A 19,484-nucleotide genomic window follows, 5' to 3' on the forward strand; every position below is an offset into this window, starting at 1 on the left:
AACGGCGGTGCAATAAGTCCCGGCCTGATCGCGGGGCAAGCCCGCTCCCACCCTGCCCCGGTGGGAGCAGGCTTGCCCCGCGATGCTTTTCAACCATTACACTTGTTCACGTCTTCGCGCTATCAGCGTCCCGGGGTTTCTGGCATACAGGCTGGCCTGTTTTCTGATTGCCCGGTCTTATCATGCTTACCCCCCTGATCAACATCACCCCATTGCGAGCCTTCTGCTTCGCGATGACCCTGGCGCTGTTCGAGCTGCTGACCTACCTCGCCAGCGATGTGGTGATGCCCGCCATGCCCGTGGTGGTCGGTGATCTCAACGCCAGCCCCGCCTACATTCCCCACGCCCTCAACCTGTATCTGCTCGGTGGCGTGGTACTGCAATGGTTGATCGGCCCGCTGGCTGATCGCTATGGCCGCAGGCCGTTGTTGCTGGCGGGTTGTGCGATTTTTTGCGTGACCTGCCTGGCTGCCTTTTGGGTACAGGGTATTGAGCTGTTCAACCTGCTGCGGCTGTTACAGGGCATCGGCCTGGGCTTTGTGGTGACGGTCAGCTATCCCGCCTTGAACGAAGCCTTCAGCGAAGCCGATGCAGTGCGGATGATGGCGTTGCTGGCCAATATTGCCCTGCTTTCACCTTTGCTCGGCCCGCTGGTGGGCACCCTGTTGCTGGAATGGGTGTCGTGGCGCTGGCTGTTTGTGATTTTCGGCGCTTGCGCCGTGCTGTCGTGGCTTGCGCTGTACCGCTTCATGCCGGAGACCTTGGGGGTTGAACGCCGCGATGGTTCGCGCCTGGCGTTCCAACCGATCCACCTGAGGTCGTTGCTGGCCGGTTATGGTCAGTTGCTCAGCAACCGCCGTTTCGTGGCGGGCAGTGCGGCCCTGGGCCTGGTTGGCCTGCCGTTGATCGGCTGGATCGGCTTGTCGCCCGTGCTGCTGATTCATGATGAAGGCCTGAGCACCCTGGAGTATGCCCTGTGGCAATTGCCAGTGTTCGGTGGCCTGATCATGGGTAATCTGGTCATCAACCGCATCGCCGACCGCTATCCACTCACCAGTCTGGTGCGCGGTGCCCTCTGGCCTTTCCTGGCCGGTCTTGTGGGTATGATGCTGGGCACCTGGCTGATGCCCAGCGTGGCCATGCTGGTTGCAGGCCTGTCGGTCTATGCCTTGGGCCTGGGCATCGCCAACGCCGTGCTGTATCGCATGACGCTGTTCTCCAGTGAACAGAGCAAGGGACTGGTTTCGGCCATGTTGGGGATGATTACCATCGCCTTGCTGGGGCTGGGCGGGGCGTTGCTGGCCATGCTCGGCGCTGGAGACAGCCTGCTGAGCTTCGCCTTGGCTGCTGGCGTGGCAGGGATCCTGGCGCTATGGCCGCTGAAAGTCGTTCTGGGCGCCTCCAGCGAGCCTGCTGAGGCAGTACCGGGTTAAGCCCGGCACTTTCCTCACAGGAAGATCAGGGGCGCTGCTCGGCGACTGGATTGTCGGCCGGTAGCTGTTTGCCCCGGCCTTGCTCCTGATGCCAATGCAGTGCAATCAGGATCAGGGTCGGCACACCGAGCAAGGCGGTGATCAGGAAGAAGTCGTGATAACCGAATTTTTCCACCATGACCCCGGAGTAGCCGCCGATCAGGCGTGGCAACAGCAGCATGATCGAACTCAGCAGCGCATATTGGGTCGCGGAGAACTTCAGGTTGGTCAGGCTCGACAGGTAGGCGACGAATGCCGAGGTGGCCAATCCGGAGCTGAAGTTATCGAGGGAAATGGTCACTACCAGCATCTGCAGGTTCGGGCCCATGTCGGCCAGCATCAGAAACAGGATGTTGGTTGCCGCCGAGGCTACGCCGCCAATGAACAGGATCGGCAGAATGCCGAAGCGCACGATCAGCAAGCCGCCCATGCCGGCGCCGACCAGCGTCATGATCAGGCCGAAGATCTTGCTGACGCTGGCAATCTGATCCTTGGTGAAGCCTTGGTCGATATAGAACACGTTGGCCATCACGCCCATGACCGTATCGGACATCCGGTAGGTGGCGATCAACCCGAGCAGCAATAGCGCCTGCCAGCGGTAGCGCAGGATGAAGTCGTTGACCGGCGTCAGCACCGGTGCCAGGCCGCGGCGGCCCATGGACGACAGGCACAAGCCGGTCAGGGTGATGTAGAGGATGGCGCGCAGGAACGCGCGGTCTTCCAGCAGCAGATCAAGCAGGCTTACACCGTCGAACAGCACGCTGGCGAAATCGGTGTTGTACAACTGCGTGAACATCGCCGGTACCGAGACCAGCAGAATGATCAGCACGAACACCGATACCAGTTGATGGACCAGGCCATAGCGCGCAGCTGACAGCTGAGTACGCAGCGGCACCGGTGGTTCGCGCATCAGCACGGTGGTGATGACTGCTGGCAGCATCAGCACGCCGAACAGTACATAAGTACCGGTCCAGGCACTGTGCAGGTAACTGAATCCGGTGGAGCCGAAGCCTTCGGCGAAGAACAGGGCACCGGCGGTCGCCAGCAGGGCGGCGACCCGATACCCAGCCATGTAGCTGGCGGCAAGTGCGGCCTGACGTTGATCGTCGGCAATTTCCAGGCGGTAGGCGTCGACGGCGATATCCTGGGTGGCCGAGGCGAAGGCAACCAGTACCGCCAGGGCAATCAGCCAGGACAGGTGCTTTTGCGGATCACAAAAGCCCATGCCGACCAGCCCTATCACCACCAGAATCTGCGACAGCACCAGCCAGGAGCGGCGTCGCCCGAGCTTGCCGAGCAACGGCAGGCGCCATTGGTCGAGGAGCGGCGACCAGACCCATTTAAAGGCATAGGCCAGGCCAATCAGACTGGCATAACCAATGGTCTCGCGGGCCACCCCAGCCTCGCGCAACCACACCGACAGGGTTGAAAACACCAGCATGTAGGGCAAGCCGGCGGCAAAGCCGAGCAGCAACAGCACCAGGGTAGACGGGCTGGCATAGGCAGCGAGCGCAGCGCGCCAGGTTTTACGGGGCATGGGCCAACATCTGCCTCAAGTTTACGAAAACAAAGCGCGCACTCTAACCGCTGTGCTCCATCGGACGCCAGCCATGGCGCAACATATCCACACGATTATTGTGCAGGGTGACGCCTTCTGCCCGTAGTCGTGCACGTTGCTCGTCGCCTGAGGGCGTGCCCAGGGCCAGGCTCAGACGTCCACCTGCACCCAGTACACGGTGCCAGGGCAGCTGTGTGTCTGCAGGTAATTGACTCAGCGTACGCCCGACCCAGCGCGCTGCACGGCCCAGGCCTGCCAGTTCGGCAAGTTGACCATAACTGACCACCTTGCCTGGCGGCACTTGGCCGAGCACGGAATAGAGCGCCATTCGTCGGGCTTGGGCATTTTCCGATGGATCACCAGGAGTTGCTTTCATCCCAGCCTCGCAGGCATTGGCGGTGAAATGAATGCGTAGAGCTGGCAAACAGTAATTGAACTCATCGGCATGGGGTGGGTCAGTCCTTGCTCTATAGGCGGGTATCTGGATAATGCCCGACTTTTTTGCAAACCAGAGTCCGTAGCCGCTTATGTTTTCTAGAGTCTTGTTGTCCCTTGCCTTCATAGTTGCCAGCTCTGCGGCTGTTGCCGATACCGTCTGGATGAAAAACGGCGACCGGCTCAGCGGCAAGATCACCGTCTTTGACGGCGGCAAGCTGCTGCTCAAAACCGAGTACGGCGGCTCTATTGCCCTGGACTGGAAGCAGGTCAAGACCCTGGAAAGCGATCAGGAGCTGCTGGTCAAGCAGGATGCCTATACCGGCGAGCGCGCCAAGGCGCTGAGTGCTGCCGAAGATGGCAAGGTCACCTTGGCCAATGGCGAGGCGCCCAAGACCGTCGAGCTGGCCAGTATCCAGCAGATCATGAAACCCAAGCCGGTGGTCGAGGACCTGTCGTGGAAGGGTAATGTCGATCTGGCCATGGACTACAAGCGGGCCGAGTCCGACAGCGATGACTATGACATCGACTTCAAGACCACGGCTCGCCATGGTCGCTGGCGCCATCAAGCCGAAGGCGAATACAACCGTGAGAGCAAGGACGACGTCACTACCACCAACAACTGGAGCGCCGAATATGCGCTGGACCGTTTCCTGACCGAAAAATGGTTCTGGCAGGGGCGCCTGGAATACAAGCGTGACCATATTGAGGACCTGGCCCGCCAGCGAACTGTAGGTACCGGTCCGGGTTACCAGTTCTGGGATGACGAGCTGGGCGCTTTCTCCCTGGGTTCGCTGCTCAACCGCACCGACTATGAATATGCTGATGGCGGCAAGGACAACTTCTATGCCGTGGCGATGAAGTGGGACTACAACCGCTACCTGATCGGTAAACGCGTCGAGTTCTTCACCAACGGCGAGGTGGGCAAGCCGCTGGGTGGCGTTGCCGAATATGCCCTGGATGCCGAGGTCGGGTTGCGCTACAAGGTCACTGAGTGGGCGTCGCTCAACCTCAAGGCCGAGCGTGACATCATCAGTGGCACCCGCGACAGCGACCTGGAAAAGACCCGTTATACCGCTGGCTTCGGCGTAGCCTGGTAAGTCTTCTGGCAACCACCGGCGATAATGATTATTTTGACGGTTAAGCACATGGCCGGATGTCCTGTCCGGCCAGCCTTCAATATATTGTCGAGTCGGGAGTTACACCGTGAGCGCAAAAGTCGCACAACAGGCCCGGGAGCTGCTGCTCAAGGAATATCGTGGCGTCCTTTCGACGCATTCCAAGTCGATGCCGGGCTTTCCCTTCGGCTCGGTGGTGCCGTATTGCCTGGATGCTGAAGGCAATCCGCTGATTCTGATCAGCCGCATCGCCCAGCACACCCACAACCTGCAGAAAGATCCCAAGTGCTCGCTGCTGGTGGGCGAGCGCGATGCGGAGGATGTGCAGGCCGTTGGTCGGCTGACGGTACTGGCGCACGCGCAGAAGCTCGAGGAGCCTGCGGCGATCGAAGCCGCTGCTGAGCGCTACTACCGTTATTTCCCCGAGTCGAGCAACTACCACAAGGCCCATGACTTTGACTTCTGGGTGCTCAAGCCGGTGCGTCACCGCTACATTGGCGGTTTTGGCGCTATCCACTGGGTCGACCACCTGAGCCTGGCCAATCCCTTTGCCGGCAAGGCCGAGCTGAGCATGATCGAACACATGAACAGCGACCATGCCAATGCCATCGCGCATTACGTCCAGCTCAGCGGCCTGGCGCAGGAGCCAGCGGCGCAGATGGTCGGCATCGACAGTGAAGGCATGCACCTGCGTATCGGCCAGGCCGTGCACTGGCTACCGTTCGCCGTGCCTTGCAATACGCCGATACAAGTACGCGAAGCCCTGGTTTTTCTGGCTCGCGCCGATCAATGGCCAGCGCGTGAAAGCGTGCAGGCTTGAAAAAGCGATGGAGCGCAACCATTAAAGGTTTATTGCAAGGACTTCTTGCGCAGAGGAACCATTGATGCGTGCTTTTCTATTGCTGTTTCTGATTTTTCCGGTGCTGGAGCTGTATGTGTTCTTCAAGGTCAGCACCGCGATCGGCTTCTTCCCGGCGCTGCTGCTGATCATTGCCGGCTCCGCCCTGGGTGTGCTGGTGGTGCGCGTAGCCGGCCTGGCTACCGCCCTGCGTGCCCGCGAGAGCCTGCAGCGTGGTGAGCTGCCTGCCGAAGACATGTTCCATGGCCTGATGCTGGCTGTCGGTGGTGGCCTGTTGCTGCTGCCCGGCTTCATCAGTGACGTGATCGGCCTGATCTTTTTGCTGCCATTCACCCGTCGCTTGCTGGGCCGCAAAATGCGTGAGCGTGCCGAAGCCCAGGCCATGCGTCAGCGTGCCTTTGGCGATGACCCGTTCATGAACCGTCCGGGCAGCCCTACCGGTCAGGCGCGTCAGCCGAACGTGATCGAGGGCGAGTACGAGCATCGCGATTCGCCTGAACCGCGCAATCCCCGCGATCTGTGATCTGCCAGCGTCAATCCGAACGGCCCCGCAAGGGGCCGTTCGTTTTTATCGGTGTGGATCGCTAAAAATTTTCATGACCAAGCCTTGTAATTGCTCTTGGCGACCTCATGTAGGGGTTACCGCAAGGTTTCCGGGGGCATTTCCCGGACATTACATGTGTGGTTCGCACCGCGAGCTACGAGCGGCTACGCCGCAAGCATCAACCCGCCGGTGTCGATACCGGCCGATGAAAACCACAATTAGGAGAGATCGACAATGAAGCTTCGTCCTCTGCATGACCGCGTCGTTATCCGTCGCAGCGAAGAAGAATCGAAAACCGCTGGCGGTATCGTTCTGCCAGGTTCGGCCGCTGAAAAACCTAACCGTGGCGAAATCGTCGCTGTAGGTACCGGTCGCATCCTGGACAACGGTGAAGTGCGTGCGCTGGCCGTGAAAGTGGGTGACAAGGTGGTTTTCGGCCCTTACTCGGGCAGCAACACTGTGAAAGTTGACGGCGAAGACCTGCTGGTAATGGCTGAGAACGAAATTCTCGCTGTTATCGAAGGCTGATTCCGCTGGTTTCCCGTTACTCCAAAGTATTCAAGGATTAAACGATCATGGCTGCTAAAGACGTAAAATTCGGCGACTCCGCCCGTAAGAAAATGCTCGTTGGTGTCAACGTTCTGGCTGACGCTGTAAAAGCCACCCTGGGCCCGAAAGGCCGTAACGTTGTTCTGGCCAAGAGCTTCGGCGCTCCGACCATCACCAAAGACGGTGTGTCGGTTGCCAAAGAAATCGAACTCAAAGACGCCTTCGAAAACATGGGCGCCCAGCTGCTCAAAGACGTTGCCTCCAAGGCCAACGACGAAGCTGGCGACGGCACCACCACCGCCACCGTTCTGGCTCAGGCCATCGTTAGCGAAGGCCTGAAAGCCGTTGCTGCCGGCATGAACCCGATGGACCTCAAGCGTGGTATCGATAAAGCTACCATCGCCATCGTCAAAGAGCTGAAGTCCCTGTCCAAGCCATGCGCCGACTCCAAGGCCATCGCTCAGGTAGGCACCATCTCTGCCAACTCCGACAACTCCATCGGCGACATCATTGCCGAAGCCATGGAAAAAGTCGGTAAAGAAGGCGTGATCACCGTTGAAGAAGGCTCGGGCCTGGAAAACGAACTGTCGGTCGTAGAAGGCATGCAGTTCGACCGTGGCTACCTGTCCCCTTACTTCGTCAACAAGCCAGACACCATGGTCGCCGAGCTGGACGGCCCTCTGCTGCTGCTGGTTGACAAGAAGATCTCCAACATCCGCGAACTGCTGCCAGTCCTGGAAGCTGTTGCCAAAGCCGGCCGTCCGCTGCTGATCGTGGCTGAAGACGTTGAAGGCGAAGCGCTGGCTACCCTGGTAGTCAACAACATGCGCGGCATCGTCAAGGTTGCTGCCGTCAAGGCCCCTGGCTTCGGCGACCGCCGCAAGGCCATGCTGCAGGACATCGCCGTCCTGACCGGCGGTACCGTGATCTCCGAAGAAATCGGCCTGAGCCTGGAATCCGCTACCCTGGAGCACCTGGGCAACGCCAAGCGCGTCACCCTGTCCAAAGAAAACACCACCATCATCGATGGTGCTGGTCAGGAAGCCGACATCGAAGCACGCGTCAAGCAGATCCGTGCCCAGATCGAAGAAACCTCTTCGGACTACGACCGTGAAAAACTGCAAGAGCGTCTGGCCAAACTGGCTGGCGGTGTTGCCGTGATCAAGGTCGGTGCTGGCACCGAAGTCGAAATGAAAGAGAAGAAAGCCCGCGTTGAAGACGCCCTGCACGCTACCCGTGCAGCCGTTGAAGAAGGCGTGGTGCCTGGCGGTGGTGTTGCGCTGGTGCGCTCGCTGCAGGCCATCTCCGAGCTCAAAGGCGACAACGAAGACCAGAACGTTGGTATCCAACTGCTGCGTCGCGCTGTTGAAGCCCCTCTGCGTCAGATCGTTGCCAACGCCGGCGACGAGCCAAGCGTAGTGGTCGACAAGGTCAAGCAAGGTTCGGGCAACTTCGGTTACAACGCTGCTACCGGCGAGTACGGCGACATGATCGAAATGGGCATCCTGGACCCAGCCAAGGTAACCCGTTCGGCGCTGCAAGCTGCTGCTTCGATCGGTGGTCTGATGATCACTACCGAAGCCATGGTTGCTGATGCTCCTGTTGAAGCTTCTGCTGGCGGCGGTATGCCAGACATGGGCGGCATGGGTGGCATGGGCGGCATGGGCGGCATGATGTAAGCCAGCCTTACCCGCTTGAGAAAAAGCCCCGCTATATGCGGGGCTTTTTTATGCCTGTTGCGCAAGTCGCGCTGCCGCTGCGGCTGAGTCAACCACCGGTTTGCGATACAGCACCCAGTAGTAACACCCCAGGCTGATCAGCCAACAGAACACCGCTGTCCATACGTTGTGCGAAAAGAAGTGTGCGCCTTGCAGCATGCGCCCAATTGAAAACACTGTCCCCAGGCCAAACGCGAACAGCAGCGCGGCACGGGCCAGACGCGGGCGGCGATCACGCAGGGCGAAGAACAGGGCAAACAGGGTGAAGCCAGTGGCCGCATGACCACCGGGCCAGCAACGACCAGGCTTGTCGGTGGCGGGGCGAGGGCTTAGCAGTTCGCTGTAGGTTTCCTTGCCACCAAACTCTTTCAGACTCCAGGGGCACTGAACCGCGGTCACCGCTTTTACCGGCGTGACGAAGCTGGTTGATAGCGCCATGGCCAACACCAGATACCCCAGCTCTCGACGCCAGCCTTTGAGACGGTGCCAGAAGAAGCTGGAAATGAAGGCAATAATGGCCCCAAGACTGAGGGCGATGACTGCCTGTTTGGCGCGGTCGTGCAGGATATCTTCGAGAAAATAACTGTGCCGCCCGATGAACTGGCCCGTTACCGGGTCGAACACCAGCTTGGCCAGATCCATGTCCAGGGAGGTCAACTCCAGCAAAATAAGGGTCAGGGCGATGACGGCGGGGATGCCGAGAGCAATCCACAGGTTGAGCGGACGAGAAGGTGCAGGTAGGGGCATGGCAGATCCAGGCAGGTCGAAAGGGACGGTCCCGACCGGCAATTCTCGAGTAGTCGCTATAACCTGTCTGTGAAGACTGAGTGAAAAAAACGTTAGCCTGCAATAAAGTTTCGTCGCCCTAGCCGCGCGTGTCCGATGGCCGTAAGCTGCGCCTGCCAAGCAGGCAAATGGCCCGGACGGGAGAACCCCCATGCGAATTCTACTGGTTGAAGACAACCGCGATATCCTTGCCAATCTGGCCGACTATCTGGGCCTCAAAGGCTACACCGTCGATTGTGCCCAGGATGGACTGTCGGGGTTGCACCTGGCCGCCACTGAACACTATGACCTGATCGTGCTCGACATCATGCTCCCGGGTATCGATGGCTATACCCTGTGCAAGCGTCTGCGTGAAGACGCCCGGCGCGACACCCCGGTAATCATGCTCACCGCACGCGATCAGCTCGACGACCGCCTGCAAGGCTTTCGTTCCGGTGCCGATGACTACCTGCTCAAGCCGTTCGCGCTGTCGGAGCTGGCTGCACGCATTGAAGCGGTGCTGCGTCGGGCTCAAGGCGGTGGTCGCCGCACTCTGCAAGTCAGCGACCTGGTGTACGACCTTGATACCCTGGAGGTTACCCGCGAGGGCAAATTGCTCAAGCTCAACCCGGTTGGCTTGAAGCTATTGGCAGTATTGATGCAGAAGAGCCCCCATGTGTTGCGCCGTGAAGTGCTGGAAGAGGCACTGTGGGGTGACGATTGCCCGGACAGCGACAGCCTGCGCAGCCATGTTCACCAACTGCGCCAGGTGATCGACAAACCGTTTGAAAAAGCCCTGCTGCATACCGTCCACGGCGTGGGTTACCGCCTTGCCGAGGGCCGTGATGGAGTTTAAACAGAGCCTTGCCCAGCGGATCATCATTGCTTTTGCCTTGATGAGTGCGCTGGTGGCTGGCGCATTCGCCTTCGGTATCGTTGCTACTGTGCATCTGGTTGAAGAACGCTTGATCTCGGCCGTGCTGGGCGGCGACCTGCAGCGCTTGCTGCGCATGGACAACGTCAGTGACTGGAGCCATCGGCCGCGTCCGGACCAGCTGTTCTACTACAGCGGCGGGCGAGACGATTTCGAACTGCCCAAGGACTTGCGCCACCTCAGTCCCGGCTTTCACGAAGTGTTTCGCGAACAGCTGTCCTATCATGCGATGGTTGAAGTGGTGGACGGGCGGCGCTACGTATTGCTGCAGGATCAGAGCGATTTTGAAGAGCGAGAGCGCGTGCTGTTCGCGGTCGTGGTGGTGGGGTTCGTTCTTAGCCTGGCGTTGGCGGTGTTCCTTGGCTGGGTCTTGGCCCGTCGGGTGATGGCCCCTGTGATCCGCCTGGCGCAACAAGTGCGGCATCGCGACCAACTGCTGGGTTTGGCACCACCGCTGGCGCCGGATTACGCAGCTGACGAAGTCGGTCAACTGGCCGTGGCCTTCGACGATACCCTGGGTCGCCTGCGCGATGCCCTGACGCGTGAGCGCCTGTTCACCAGCGACGTCAGTCATGAATTGCGCACGCCGCTGATGGTGCTGGCCAGCTCCTGTGAGCTGCTGTTGGTCAATCCCAATATCGACACCCGTGCGCGCTCCCAGGTTGAACGGATTGCCCGCGCCACCGAAGAGATGCAGGAACTGGTGAAAACCTTCCTGATGCTGGCCCGGGCCCAGCGCGATGAAGGGGCAGTGGCATCGCAGGCGAGTCTCAAGGAAGTGGCGGATGACCTGATTGGTGTCTGGCGCGACACCATCGAACAGAAAGGCCTGACGCTGGTTTATGACGCCAAGGCGGGATTGCCCACGCTGTACAACGCCACTTTCCTGCAGGCGGTAATGGGCAACCTGCTGCGCAACGCCGCGCATTACACCGACTATGGCTTTATCCGCCTGACCCTGGAGCCAACGGGGTTCAAGGTCGAGGACAGTGGAGTGGGGATTCCCGAGGAGCAGCGTGAAGCCATGTTCCGCCCTTTCGTTCGCGGCGATGAGCGGCGAGGAGAGGGGCTTGGCCTGGGCCTGTCACTGGTGCAGCGAATTTGTGATGACCAGAACTGGGCCGTGAGTTTGACGGCGATGCTGCCTCACGGTTGCAGCTTTCACGTGGACTTGAACGGTGGCGCGGATCGCCTGACCGAAATGCAATGAAACATTCGGTAACTTTTACCGAGCCAGCTCACGAATTTTTCACATGCGCATGACCTGACGCCAACGCTTGCCTGCTTAAGGTGGGAGTATTGGAGTCAGGAGATGCACCATGCGTAGCCCCATCAAACTCGAGTTTTCCGAAAAGTACGACCAGCAACATGCCCAGGAGTACTTTCTCAAGCATCAGGACGGCCTGGCTCGGCGCTTGTCTCATCAACGTGACGAGCAACTGGCTCGCCGTGCCTTGGCGTTGGCCGGCGAACCTGGCCTGGTTCTCGACTTGCCGTGTGGTGCCGGTCGCTTCTGGCCGATGCTGGCGGAAAAGCCCAATCGGGTGATCATCGGTGCGGACAACTCCGAGGCGATGCTGGAGACGGCCACCAAGTCGCAGCCAGCGCATATCGTCGAGCGGGTACGAACCTTGCAGACATCAGCGTTCGCAATTGATTTGCCTGACAACTCGGTCGACAGCATTTTCTGTATGCGCCTGATGCACCACATCGGTGACGCGGCGCATCGGAAAACTATTCTCTCTGAATTTCAACGTGTTACCCGAGACAGCGTGATTTTGTCGCTTTGGGTCGACGGTAATTTCAAAGCCTGGCGTCGGCAGAAGCTCGAAAAGCGTCGTTACGCTGAAACCGGGAAGCCCAGCTATCAAAACCGTTTTGTGTTACCGGTTGCCACGGTTGAGGAAGAATTCCAGGCCGCCGGTTTCCGCATTCAGGAACGATTGGACTTTTTACCGTTCTATGCCATGTGGCGAGTATACGTATTGCGTAAGGGGTAGCAGGGCATGGCGGTAGAACGCTCGGGAACAACGACGGGGAACAATCGTTTTGACCATTTCTGGCAACAGCAGGGCGAATGGGTCGAGGCACCCAATCAGCGCCGGGGTGGGGAAAGTGGTGTACAGCGGCTGAGCGATGAAAATGGTCAATTGCTGTATTCCAAGCGTCAGATTGGCCATATCTACCGCAGCCTGATGCACCCGTTCGGCCGCCCGACGGTTTTGCGTGAGTACGATGCGCTCAACAGCTTCGAGCAATTGGGTGTGCGTGTGCCGCATATCGTTTATTGCGGTGTCGAGCGCGATGCCGATCATCAGTGGCGTGCGCTGCTGGTCAGCGAGGCCCTGGACGGCTTCGAGGATTCCGATAACTGGTACGCCAACGGTGCACGTGAGCGTTATAGCGAGGGCTTGCATGAGCGCATGCTGCAGGACCTGGCGCAGAACCTGGTGCGTATGCACCGTGGCCATTGGCAACATGGCTGCCTGTATGGCAAGCACGTGTTCATCAAGGTGATCGGCGAGGGTGACGACGCCCGTGCTGAAGTGGCGTTGCTGGACCTGGAGAAGTGCCGCCGACGGATCAGTTGCCATCGCGCAGCCGCCAATGACCTGAAGCAGTTGCGCCGCCACTCGTCATTCAATGACGCAGAGTGGCGAAAGCTGCTCTATTTTTACCAGATGGCGTTTGGCAGCGCTGTCAAAGGTTTAGAGTAATGAAACTAGAAATTGCTCGAGGTTTGTTTGTCGTGGCGGCCCTGGCGGTGGCCACGGTTGCCATGGCTGCTTGGGAAGAGCCAGGGCCGCAGGTGTTCAGCCATGCCGACAAGGCAATGCAGTGCCCGCTGCCAAGGCTGATCAAGCCGCAGGTGGATGCCAAGCCTGACCACGACCTGCTGTTGCTGCTGTTTGGCCTCAGTCAGGGGGGGCGTGCGCCGGGCTGATCTCAGGGTTTGTCGCAGCAAAAAGGCCTCGTCCAAGACGAGGCCTTTTTGCTTTTGCAGGATCAGACGGGCTGGGTTTGTACCTGAGGTACATCGGCCCGCGCCAGCAGGGTATAGACGCAAGGCAGAACGAACAGGGTGAACAGAGTGCCCACCGACATGCCGGTGGCGATCACCGTACCAATGTCAAAGCGACTCACCGCCCCGGCGCCGCTGGCCAGAATCAGCGGTACCATGCCGAACACCATCGCCGCCGTGGTCATCAACACCGGGCGCAGGCGGATCGCTGCGGCTTCTTCCACCGCTTCGCGGGCGCTCAATCCTTTTTGCAGGCGTAACTGATTGGCGAATTCGACCACCAGAATGCCGTGCTTGCTGATCAGGCCAATCAGCGTCACCAGGCCGACCTGGGTGTAGATGTTCATACTCGAAACACCGAGGAACAGCGGAATCAGTGCCCCGCAGATCGACAACGGCACGGTCACCAGGATCACCAGTGGATCGCGAAAACTCTCAAACTGCGCTGCCAGTACCAGGAAGATAATCGCCAGGGCCAGGCCGAACGTCACCCATAGCGCACTGCCTTCCTGGACGAACTGCCGGGCGACACCGGCATAGTCGAAGGCGTAGCCCTGTGGCGCTTCTTCGCGGGCAATGTTGCGCACGGTCTCCAGCGCTTCGCCCATGCTGACCATTGGCACACCCTGGATGATGGCGGCGTTCAATTGCTGGAACTGGTTGAGCTGACGCGGCCTGGCGCGGTCGCTGATGGTGATCAGGGTCGCCAGCGGCAGCATTTGCCCTTGCTGGTTTTTCACATAGTAATTGCTCAACCAGTCGGGGTTGTCGCGATACGGTCGTTCAACCTGGGCGATGACTTTGTAACTGCGGCCTTCGATGGTGAAACGGTTGATTTCCGCTTCGCCGAGCAGTGTCGCCAGGGTACCGCCCAGGGCATCCATGGATACCCCCATCTGCGCGGCCTTGGCCCGATCGATATCGACCACCACCTCGGGCTTGTCGAAGGCCAGGTCAATGTCCAGGAAGGCAAACTTGCCTGACGCCTGGGCCCGCTCCTTGACCCGTTCGGCCACCTCCAGCAGTGACGCGTAGTCGTTGGCGGTGTTGATCACGAACTGGAACGGCAGGCCTTCGCCAGTGCCCGGCAGCGAGGGCAAGTTGAAGCCGAAAATCTGCAGGCCGGCGATGCCTTCGAGCTTGCCTTGCACCAGCGGTAGTAGCTCCATCTGGGTACGCTCGCGCTCGCTCCAGGGCTTGAGCAGGAAGCCGCCGATACCCGATTGCACACCGTTGAAGCCGTTGATCTGGAACGAGGAGTAGTACTCGGGAAACGCCTTGAAGATGTCAACGAACTCGTCGGTGTAGGCACTCAGGTAGTCAAGGTTGGTTGGCTGTGGCGCCGTCGCCATCATGAAAATCACACCCTGGTCCTCATCCGGGGCCAGTTCGCTCTTGGTGAACATCAGGAACACCGGAATCAGGCACAACACGATCACCGCGAACACCAGCACCACCGGCCGCGTGTTGAGGGTGCCATGCAAGAGTTTCTGGTAGCGCACCTTGAGACCTTCGAAGAGCATGTCGAGGCGATGGGCCAGGCCGCTGGGACTCGGGTCATGGCGCAGCAGCAGGGCGCACATCATTGGCGATAGAGTCAGGGCGACGATGCCGGAAATGATCACTGCCCCGGCCAGAGTCAGGGCGAACTCCTTGAACAGCGCCCCGGTCAGGCCCTCCAGAAAGCCGATAGGGGCGTAGACCGCCGCCAGGGTGATGGTCATCGACACCACCGGCATGGCGATCTCCCTGGCGCCTTCCAGCGCCGCTTCGAACGGCGTTTTGCCTTCTTCGATATGGCGGTGGATGTTTTCCACCACAACGATCGCGTCGTCTACCACCAGACCGATGGCCAATACCATCGCCAGCAAGGTCAGCAGGTTGAGCGAGTAGCCCATCAGTTGCATGAAGAACAGTACGCCGATCATCGACAGCGGAATGGTGATCACCGGGATCAGTACTGAGCGCAAGGCGCCGAGGAACAGGAAGACCACGACGATGACGATCAACACCGCTTCGACCAGAGTTTTCACCACCTCATCGATAGACGCCTGGATAAACAAAGTGGCGTCGTAAGCGATCGAGGCCTTGAGGTTGGGCGGCAACTGACTTCGCAGGTCGGGCAGCAGTTTGCGTACCTCCTTGATCACATCCAGCGGGTTGGCGCCGGGCGTGGCCTTGATGCCGATGTAGACCGAGGGTGTGCCATCGAAGGAACTGACCGTGTCGTAGTTTTCCGCGCCCATCTCGACCCGTGCCACATCGCCAAGCAATACCCGGCTGTCGCCGCTGGTCTTGAGCGGGATGTTGGCGAAGGCCTCGGCGGATTTCAGTTCGGTGGTGGCGTTGATGCTGGTAACGATGTACTCGCCCTTGACCTCGCCGGCGGCCGAGAGGAAGTTGTAGCGCCGTACCGCATCGGTCACTTCATTGGCGCTCAGCCCGTAACCGGCGAGTTTCACCGGATCGATCCACAGGCGCATGGCGAACAGCTGGTTGCCGAGGATCTCCGCTTCGGCCATGCCTGGCAAGGTAGCCAGCTTGGGCTGGATCACCCGTGACAGGTAGTCGGTGATCTGCGGGTTGCTCAACTCACTGCTGTAGAAGCTGATGTACATCAGCGCCGACGCATCGGCGGCTTCCTTGCTCAGTACCGGGTCTTCGGCGTCCTGCGGCAGTTTGTTCTTGACCTCGTTGGCCTTGGCCAGCAGTTCGGTGAACAAGCGGTCGCTGTCGGCACCGATCCGTGCGTAGATCGAGATCACGGAAAAATTCTGCCGGCTCACCGAAGTCATGTAGTCGATGCCTTCGGCACTCGCCAGGCTCTGCTGCATGGGCTGGGTGATGTAACCCTGGATGGTTTCGGCGTTGGCCCCGGGGTAGGCAGTGGTTACCGTGATCAGGGCGTTTTCCATCTGCGGGTACTGACGGATCGGCAGTTTGCTCCAGGCCTGAAAGCCCAGCAGGACGATCAACAGGCTGACCACGCTGGCCAGCACCGGACGGCGGATGAACGGATCGGTAAAAGCCATGACGCATCCTCGATCAGTTGGCGCGCGACTGGTGATTGTTCTCTGGGGCTTGCAGGGTCTTGTCCGGGCTGATGCTGATTAATGCACCCTGGGTCAGTTTCAGCTGGCCTGCGGTCACCACCTGCTCACCGGCCTTGAGGCCCTTGTTGATCACCACCAGGCCATCGCGGCGCTCGCCGGTGTCGACAAAGCGGCGTTCGGCGATCAGCTCCGGCTGCCCCTCGGCGTTTTTCGTTACCTGGCCATCTTCGGTCTTTTTCGGCACGGCGACGTACACCGAGTTGCCGTAAAGGGTGTAGGTCACCGCACTCTCCGGCACCACCACCTGGGGTTGCGGGCTTGGCAGCAGGATCTGCAAACTGCTGAACATCCCCGGCAACAGCTTGCCGTCAGGATTGGCCAGGGTGGCGCGTACCTGTACGTTGCGGGTGCTGTCTTCGACTTTGGGGTTGATGGCGCTGATGGTGCCGGGGAAGGTCTGTTGCGGGTAGGCGGCGACACTGACCAGCACCTGCTGGCCGATGCTCAGCTTGGGCACTGCCTGTTCGGCGACAAAGAAATCGACATACAGACTGCTCAGGTCCTGCAGGGTAGCGATCACTGTGCCACTGGCCAGGTAGTCGCCGACGTCCACCTGGCGGATACCGATGGTGCCACTGAAGGGCGCGCTGATGCTTTTCTTGGCCAGGGCGGCCTTGAGTTGATCGACCACCGCTTTGTTGCGCTTGTACTGCGCGCTCAGGCGGTCGAACTCGCCACGGGAAATTGCCTGGCTGCCTACCAGCTGGCTGCCGCGATTGAAGTCCACCTGGGCAAGGCCCAGGTCGGCCAGGGCGGTACCGAGCAGCGCGGTCTCGACATCGCTGTCCAGTTGCAGCAGGGGTTGGCCCTTGCTGACCTTCTGCCCGGACTCGAACTGCAGGTTTTTCACCGTACCGTCGGTTTCCAGCCGCAGATCGACGCCCTGCAGGGCGGTGAGGCTGCCAACTGCGGGCAGGCGATTTTGCCAGGCGCGCTCGCTGGACTCGGCCGCCGCCACGCTGATCGGGGGCTTGGGGGCCGAGAACATCTGCACCTGTTGATAAATGGAGAACGCTTTGTAGCCCCCCAGAATCAGCACGAGCAGCAACACAACACCTAACATGATGAGCATGCGGCGGCGCAGCATAGTCCAGTTCCTTGGATACGATTTATTGTTCGTTTGGCACGACTGCGGGCGATCCTGCCCACGTGCGCTGTAGCCGAATATTACTCGTTTGACCGGGCCAGGGAAGCCTGTGTTCCCGGCTATTTCTCAGATGGAAAACTCAGGCCAGGTGCAGGTGGTTATCCCATAGACCGGAGGGCAGCTGCAGCGGTTGGCCGATCAACTCACTCTTGCGGCAATCATAGAGCCGGCAACGGCCCTGGCCGGAGGTGACGACAAAACCATCGGCCACCGCGCCGACACCGGCGCAGTCCGGCATTGGTGCATCCAGGCGCACCTGAGCGGTATCCAGGTCCCAGATGAACAGACGGTTGGCGCGCGGGGCGGTGAGCGCCACCAGGCGCAACTCGCTGTGAATCGCCACGCTGGCAGTGTAGTTGGCCATCGATTGCAATTGCTGCTCGGGCACCGCAAACGCCTGGAAGGCTTGCCCGGGCCGTTTGATCGCCAGCAGCTCGGCAGTTTCGTCGCCCGTACCCATGAACTGCTGGCCGGCAACGATGGTGCCATCGTTGGCAATTGCCAGGTGACGCACGCTGTTCATCTGCTGCGCCAGGACTTCCTTGCTCAGCAGGGTGCCATCGCGCTGCATCAGTACCAGGCTCGGCTGCATGGCGTCGAGGTTCATCTCCACGCGGCTTTCGGCTTCGGTACGAATACCGCCATTGGCGACCACCAGGGTTTCGCCATCGGGCATCCACGACACCTGATGCGGGCCGATGCCGTGGGTGGAAATTTCGCCGCTGTGGATCAGGCGTTCGCCGTCAAAGCGGTAGACACCGAGTACGCCGCGGCCGGGATCGGTGGTGTCGTTCTCGGTGGCGTACAGCCATTCGCCGCTCTTGTGGATCACCGCGTGGCCGTAGAAGTGCCGGTTCGGTTGCGAAGCGATGGTCTGCAGCAAACGGCCATCGCGCAAGTCGATCAGGTAGCTCTCGGTGCCGGGGCGTCTGGCGACGAACAGGGCAATCGGCTGCTCGGGGTGGTTGATGATGTCGTGGCAACGCTGGGCCACTTCGGTGGCGAACACCTGAGTGCCGTCCAGGCGATAGCCGACGGCATAGTGTTTGCCGTCGCTGTCGTCGCGCGCCGAGAGCAGCAGGGGGCCGCTGTCCTTGCCGCGAAACAGGGTCCAGCCGCCCAGGGTGAGGGCGCTGAGCAGAACGCTACCGAGTTTGAGAGCCTGGCGTCGCAACATGATCAGTCACCGTCGTTGGCATTGAAGCCCAGCTGAATGCCCAACGCCTTGGCCAGCTCGCCCTCGTGCAGGCGGTGGACGACATTGAGGCTGTCATAGATTGCATTGAGTTGCTGGCGACCGGCTTCGTCGTCGAGCAGTTCACCCAGCGGCTTCTGATTGGCGTTCAGCAGCTTGAGCGCGTTGGCGTAGGCGGCATCGATCTTGTCGGCCAGGGCTTTCTGATCTTTGCCGAGCAGGCCGCGCAGACCTTGGTTATCCACACCGACCCAGACGGTTTGTGCGGCGGTCAGGCTGGCTTCCAGGCTCTTGAGCGAGGAATGACTGCGCCAGGCTTCAGCCTGCAGTGGTTGTGGAATACCTTTGCTCAGACGACCCATGGGCGCGCCGAGTTTTTTCTTCAGAGTGTCCAGGGCGGTGACCTGGGCACGCAGCAGGTCGGCGATGGCTTCGTGCGAGTCGGCATAGCGCTGGTTGGGGAACTTGGTCATCTGCGCGAGCATGCCGTCGGTGTTGTTCCAGCCCTTGAGGATCTCTTCGGCCAGGGCTTTCTGGTGCTCGCCGATGGCGACCAGCAGCGGGCAGTAACGGGCTTTCTGCTCGGCGCTGGCGACGTCTGGCTTGCTGTCGAAGAGGATGTACTCGTAGGCGGACAGGCCACGCACCACTACGCTGGACTTGGCCAGGCTGGCGGCATCGACCGGTTTGTCTGCGCTGACCAGTTGCTCGACCTGACGACCGACCAGGTTCTTCTTGTCTGGCCAGAACTGTACCTGCCAGGCGCGGTTGCCTTCCGCCAACGGTCCGATCAACAGCGGCTGCAGTTCGGCCCAGGCTTTTTGTGCGTGGAGGAAGTCGGCGCGGGCGGTTGCCAGGTCAGCCTTGCCTTCGCAGTAGGCCAGGGCGCTGACCGCCAGTTGACGGTCGGCTTCGACCCAGCGGCTGTAGGTCGGCAGGATCACCTGCTTGGCGATCGCAGCGGAAGTCACAGCCTGCGGGTCCTGCGGCGAGCAGGCGCCCAGGGCAAGGGCGGCGAGGCTGGTGAACAACAGTTTCGGACGGAACATGCCCGG

Annotated in this window: 18 protein-coding genes; 11 read left to right on the top strand and 7 right to left on the bottom strand. The window is 60.2% G+C overall.

All coding sequences use genetic code 11. The features are described from left to right. Positions 1-182 precede the first annotated feature (182 nt). Positions 183-1,433, top strand: a complete 1,251-nt coding sequence (locus tag ACO6VD_RS06115) for an MFS transporter (RefSeq protein ID WP_422417696.1) — start codon at positions 183-185, stop codon at positions 1,431-1,433. A 25-nt stretch (positions 1,434-1,458) separates the two neighbouring features. On the opposite strand, the gene ACO6VD_RS06120 is transcribed toward ACO6VD_RS06115, so the two are convergent. After that, positions 1,459-3,009 carry an AmpG family muropeptide MFS transporter gene (locus ACO6VD_RS06120; protein ID WP_400171713.1) on the bottom strand — a complete coding sequence of 517 codons (1,551 nt, stop codon included), beginning with the start codon at positions 3,007-3,009 and terminating at the stop codon, positions 1,459-1,461. Positions 3,010-3,052: 43 nt separating this feature from the next. Next, the gene (locus tag ACO6VD_RS06125) at positions 3,053-3,406 is read right to left on the bottom strand and encodes an MGMT family protein (protein WP_422417697.1); all 354 of its coding nucleotides are present in this window, start codon (positions 3,404-3,406) and stop codon (positions 3,053-3,055) included. Between the two features lie 151 nt (positions 3,407-3,557). Between ACO6VD_RS06125 and ACO6VD_RS06130 the strand changes: the two genes are divergently transcribed. From ACO6VD_RS06130 to groL, 5 genes are all read left to right on the top strand, one after another. Continuing rightward, positions 3,558-4,565, top strand: coding sequence for a DUF481 domain-containing protein (locus ACO6VD_RS06130; RefSeq protein ID WP_422417698.1), 1,008 nt, complete (start codon positions 3,558-3,560; stop codon positions 4,563-4,565). 106 nt (positions 4,566-4,671) lie between these two features. Then, positions 4,672-5,403, top strand: a complete 732-nt coding sequence (locus tag ACO6VD_RS06135) for a HugZ family protein (protein ID WP_422417699.1) — start codon at positions 4,672-4,674, stop codon at positions 5,401-5,403. Between the two features lie 64 nt (positions 5,404-5,467). Then, complete coding sequence (locus tag ACO6VD_RS06140) at positions 5,468-5,965, top strand: FxsA family protein (protein ID WP_422417700.1); 498 nt, start codon at positions 5,468-5,470, stop codon at positions 5,963-5,965. A gap of 255 nt (positions 5,966-6,220) precedes the next feature. Then, positions 6,221-6,514 (top strand): co-chaperone GroES, encoded by a 294-nt coding sequence (locus ACO6VD_RS06145; protein ID WP_009050540.1) that lies wholly within the window; start codon positions 6,221-6,223, stop codon positions 6,512-6,514. Between the two features lie 47 nt (positions 6,515-6,561). After that, positions 6,562-8,214: a chaperonin GroEL gene (gene groL / locus ACO6VD_RS06150; protein WP_045183489.1), complete on the top strand. Its 1,653-nt coding sequence runs from the start codon at positions 6,562-6,564 to the stop codon at positions 8,212-8,214. A gap of 48 nt (positions 8,215-8,262) precedes the next feature. Here groL and ACO6VD_RS06155 read toward each other — a convergent pair whose 3' ends face one another. Continuing rightward, a complete protein-coding gene (locus ACO6VD_RS06155; protein WP_422417701.1) occupies positions 8,263-9,000 on the bottom strand; it encodes a phosphatase PAP2 family protein in 738 nt (245 codons plus the stop codon). Between the two features lie 190 nt (positions 9,001-9,190). Between ACO6VD_RS06155 and colR the strand changes: the two genes are divergently transcribed. The 5 genes from colR (at position 9,191) to ACO6VD_RS06180 (ending at position 12,896) form a co-directional block, all read left to right on the top strand. Continuing rightward, positions 9,191-9,874, top strand: a complete 684-nt coding sequence (gene colR / locus ACO6VD_RS06160; RefSeq protein ID WP_038998896.1) for a two-component system response regulator ColR — start codon at positions 9,191-9,193, stop codon at positions 9,872-9,874. Next, positions 9,864-11,162 carry a sensor histidine kinase gene (locus tag ACO6VD_RS06165; protein WP_422417702.1) on the top strand — a complete coding sequence of 433 codons (1,299 nt, stop codon included), beginning with the start codon at positions 9,864-9,866 and terminating at the stop codon, positions 11,160-11,162. Before colR ends, ACO6VD_RS06165 begins: the two co-directional genes overlap by 11 nt. 109 nt (positions 11,163-11,271) lie before the next feature. Then, on the top strand, positions 11,272-11,952 hold the full coding sequence (locus tag ACO6VD_RS06170) for a class I SAM-dependent methyltransferase (RefSeq protein WP_422417703.1): 681 nt from the start codon (positions 11,272-11,274) through the stop codon (positions 11,950-11,952). Positions 11,953-11,958: 6 nt separating this feature from the next. Beyond that, positions 11,959-12,669: a lipopolysaccharide kinase InaA family protein gene (locus ACO6VD_RS06175; RefSeq protein WP_422417704.1), complete on the top strand. Its 711-nt coding sequence runs from the start codon at positions 11,959-11,961 to the stop codon at positions 12,667-12,669. Continuing rightward, positions 12,669-12,896: a hypothetical protein gene (locus ACO6VD_RS06180; RefSeq protein ID WP_422417705.1), complete on the top strand. Its 228-nt coding sequence runs from the start codon at positions 12,669-12,671 to the stop codon at positions 12,894-12,896. The genes ACO6VD_RS06175 and ACO6VD_RS06180 overlap by 1 nt, the downstream gene beginning before the upstream one ends. A gap of 62 nt (positions 12,897-12,958) precedes the next feature. Here the strand turns inward: ACO6VD_RS06180 and ACO6VD_RS06185 are convergent, their stop codons facing one another. The 4 genes from ACO6VD_RS06185 to ACO6VD_RS06200 all read right to left on the bottom strand — a co-directional run bounded on the left by ACO6VD_RS06185 (position 12,959) and on the right by ACO6VD_RS06200 (position 19,478). Continuing rightward, a complete protein-coding gene (locus ACO6VD_RS06185) occupies positions 12,959-16,006 on the bottom strand; it encodes a multidrug efflux RND transporter permease subunit (protein ID WP_422417706.1) in 3,048 nt (1,015 codons plus the stop codon). A 13-nt stretch (positions 16,007-16,019) separates the two neighbouring features. Then, positions 16,020-17,174 (bottom strand): efflux RND transporter periplasmic adaptor subunit, encoded by a 1,155-nt coding sequence (locus ACO6VD_RS06190; protein ID WP_422417707.1) that lies wholly within the window; start codon positions 17,172-17,174, stop codon positions 16,020-16,022. Positions 17,175-17,313: 139 nt separating this feature from the next. Continuing rightward, positions 17,314-18,411: a DUF1513 domain-containing protein gene (locus tag ACO6VD_RS06195; RefSeq protein ID WP_422417709.1), complete on the bottom strand. Its 1,098-nt coding sequence runs from the start codon at positions 18,409-18,411 to the stop codon at positions 17,314-17,316. Between the two features lie 2 nt (positions 18,412-18,413). Beyond that, entirely contained in the window at positions 18,414-19,478 is a 1,065-nt protein-coding gene (locus tag ACO6VD_RS06200) for an imelysin family protein (protein ID WP_422417711.1), read from the bottom strand. Positions 19,479-19,484: the final 6 nt, after the last annotated feature.

The organism is Pseudomonas sp. GZD-222, assembly GCF_049310525.1.
GTDB lineage: Bacteria > Pseudomonadota > Gammaproteobacteria > Pseudomonadales > Pseudomonadaceae > Aquipseudomonas.